Here is a 3,236-nt window from a genome sequence, read left to right on the forward strand (position 1 = left end):
CGCTGCTGCCGCTGCTGGTCGAGCAGGGCCTGGCGCACGGCGGCAGGTGGCAGCAGCGTCGTTTGGCCCGCCCAAAAAGCCGAGTCGTAAGCCACGGTGGTGCGCAGAAACACGTCGTGCTCCTGCGCGCGCTCCACGTAGCCGGGCCGCACTAGGCCGGCGGTATCGATGGCCGTGGTCAGAAACTCGCCGAAGTAGTTGAGCGGTGGGCCAATGGGCAGCCGGGCGCGGGTTTGCCACCACACGGTTTTCAGGTGCCAGCGGCCGGCGTAGGGCTGGTAGGCCACCCGTAGCTGGCGGGTGCTGATACCGTGGCCGGCCCGGCGCAGCCCAGCGGGCGTGAAATGCCATTCGGCCCCCAAAAAAGCATAGCTGTTTTGGTCGATGTAGAGCCGGCCTGCGCAGTCGGCCCGGCGTGTGCCGTTGCGCGGGCCGAAGTCGACCACGTACACCGGCCGGCCGGCGTAGCTGCTGCCCGGTGCCAGCCGGTAGGTGTAGTCGCGGAAATGCTTAGGGTTGATGAACTGCGCCCGCCGGTGCACAAAATCGCCGAACTGCGCAATGAACGGCCCACCGGACCAGTCGACGCGCACGGCCTGCCCGGCCGGCCGCAAATCAACCTTGCGGGCCTGCCGAATCTGCACGTCGCCGTCGTCGGCCGGCTGCCGGTAGTCGGGCTTGTACACCGTCAGCAGCCCTTCGACCAGGTAGCGCGGCCGGCCAATGGTGTCGTTGTCCGACTCGCGGTAGAAACCCGTGAGCTGGGTAGCACGGGCCGAAAAATTGCGCGGAATGCGCGCCACGGCTTCCCGCACAATACCCTCGACCGAGCCCGTCACCTGCACCTCGCCCAAGGCGGCTGGATTGATTTTCAGCTCGATGCGCAGCTCGGGCGCGGGCAGCTCGGGCAACGGCTGCTCAACGCTGCGGTAGCCGAGCAGCGCCACCGTCAGGCGTTCCCGCGCATACGCGGGCGGAATGCTGAGCAAGAAGCGGCCATCGTCGTTGGTACTGGTGCCCAGCCGGTTATCGGCCACCCCAACCTGTGCATTCGGAATGGGCTGGTGAGTTTCGGCGTCGAGTACGCGGCCGCGCAACAGCGCGTTTTGGGCCGCAGCCGGGAGAATGGCCCACCACAGCAACAGTCCTACAATTAGTAGCCGTATAGTTGTCATCTTCGCTTATCTAGTAGCGGTTGCCATACGCGAATGGCCTCGTCTGGGCCGCCCGTGTGGGCTGGTCCGAACGAGGCCAATAGGTATTTAGTATCAACCGCTTCCTACCGCTTGGCCGCCAGATATTCGGCAATCTGCACGGCGTTGGTGGCGGCGCCTTTGCGCAGGTTGTCGGCCACTACCCACATATTCAAGGTTTTGGGCTGCGTTTCATCGCGGCGCAGGCGGCCTACCAGCACGGCATCTTTGCCATGGCTGTCTTTGGGCATGGGGTAGGTGTTGGTCGACGGGTCGTCTACCAGTTCCACGCCGGCCGTATTGGCCAGGATTTCGCGCACTTCGGCCAAGTCAAATTCCTCGGCAAACTCCACGTTGATGGATTCCGAATGCCCGCCCATCACCGGGATGCGCACGCAGGTGGCCGTCACACGAATGCTGTCGTCGCCCATGATTTTCTTGGTTTCGTTCACCATCTTCAATTCCTCCTTGGTGTAGCCGTTGGGTTCGAACACGTCGATGTGCGGCAGCACGTTCAGGTCGATGGGGTGCGGGTAGGCGGGGTTGCTGGCCGGGCGGCCGGCGCGCTCCTCCAGCAGTTGGTCCACGGCTTTTTTGCCGGTGCCCGTCACGCTTTGGTAGGTGCTCACCACGATGCGGCGCACGCGGTATTTCTTGTGCAAATCATTCAGGGCCACCACCATCTGAATAGTGGAACAGTTGGGATTGGCAATGATTTTATCGTCGGGGCCAATGGCGTCGCCGTTCAGCTCAGGCACCACCAGCTTCTTGGTGGGGTCCATGCGCCATGCCGAGGAATTGTCAATCACCACGGTGCCTACTTCGGCGAAGCGCGGCGCGTGCTCCTTGCTCACCGAGCCGCCGGCCGAGAAAATGGCGAAGTCGGGGCGGGCCGCAATGGCGTCGTCCATGCTCACCACGGGGTATTTTTTTCCCTGATACTCCACTTCCTGGCCTACCGATTTGGCCGACGCCACGGGCAGCAGTTCGGTGAGGGGAAACTGACGCTCGGCCAATACTTTCAACATCTCGGTGCCCACCAGGCCGGTGGCACCCACAACAGCAATTTTCATGGAAAAAGCAGAAAATTAAACAGGTACGCGCCTGCGCACACATTCGCAAATGTCGGCAGAAATAGGTTACTTTAGTCGCTTAAGTTGCTTAGCGCTTTGCCTGAACCCCCGAAAGCCCGTCTTGCTGAGCTTGTGGCAACACCTGTGCCGTGCCGCTTCTGTAGTGGCACGGTGCGGTAATCGGCCCAGCCGGCAGGCCCGCTTCTCCATCCTACTCTGCAAAAACTTTCGCTTGAAACATCTATACCTGCTTCTGCTGCTGTTGCTGCCCGCCCTGGCCCAAGCCCAGGTGGTCGACGCATTCACCGATGGCAATTTTACCGCGAACCCTGCCTGGACCGGCGACGCGGCCAGCTTCCAGGTAGTGGGCCAGCAGCTGCAAAGCAACGGCCCGGCCGTCACGCCCACGCAAATTGCCCTCAGCACGCCCTGCCAGGCCAACACCGGCACGGTGTGGGAATTCTGGGCCAACCTGAAGTTGGCTACCAGCTCGGGCAACCTGGCCGACGTGTGGCTGCTGGCCACCCAGTCCGACCTCAAAAACGCCAACAATACCGGCTACTTCGTGCGCCTTGGCGGCACCGACGACGAGGTGAGCCTGTTCCGCAAAGACTCCACCAAAGCCGCCGTACTCGTCATCGACGGCCTGAACGGCACGCTGGCCAGCACCACCAACAACCTCGTGCGCGTGCGCGTGACGCGCACCACCGCCAACCGCTGGACGCTGGAGCGCGACCTCACCGGCGGCCGCACCTTCGTGGCCGAGGCCGCGCAGCCCATCGATGCCACGTATCAGCGCAGCGTGGCCTTTGGCGTGTCACTACTCTATTCGGCCACCAACAACACCAAGTTTGCCTTCGACGACTTTGCCGTGACCGATGCCACCGCGCCGCTGCTCGTGCGCGCCGCGCCCGTCGATGCCCGGCAGGTCGACCTGCTGTTCAACGAGCCGGTGAGCACGGCCACGGCC

At 63.2% G+C, this 3,236-nt stretch carries 2 protein-coding genes and 1 pseudogene; 1 reads left to right on the top strand and 2 read right to left on the bottom strand.

Translation table 11 applies throughout. From position 1 onward, the window contains the following. Both ACYVDE_RS18260 and ACYVDE_RS18265 read right to left on the bottom strand, forming a co-directional pair. The coding region (locus ACYVDE_RS18260) for a carboxypeptidase-like regulatory domain-containing protein (RefSeq protein ID WP_460502987.1) at nt 1-1,142 on the bottom strand (1,142 nt) is incomplete at its 3' end. A 137-nt stretch (nt 1,143-1,279) separates the two neighbouring features. Further along, nucleotides 1,280-2,266 (bottom strand): aspartate-semialdehyde dehydrogenase, encoded by a 987-nt coding sequence (locus tag ACYVDE_RS18265; RefSeq protein WP_460502988.1) that lies wholly within the window; start codon nt 2,264-2,266, stop codon nt 1,280-1,282. 232 nt (nt 2,267-2,498) lie between these two features. Between ACYVDE_RS18265 and ACYVDE_RS18270 the strand changes: the two are divergent. Continuing rightward, nucleotides 2,499-3,236 (top strand): annotated as a pseudogene (locus ACYVDE_RS18270) (lamin tail domain-containing protein); the annotation flags it as partial.

The sequence above is a fragment of the Hymenobacter agri genome (genome assembly GCF_054778495.1).

Bases quoted from the DNA above. Each gene is read 5' to 3' on its own strand.
- ACYVDE_RS18265 (WP_460502988.1), bottom strand. From the start codon at position 2,266: ATGAAAATTGCTGTTGTGGGTGCCACCGGCCTGGTGGGCACCGAGATG.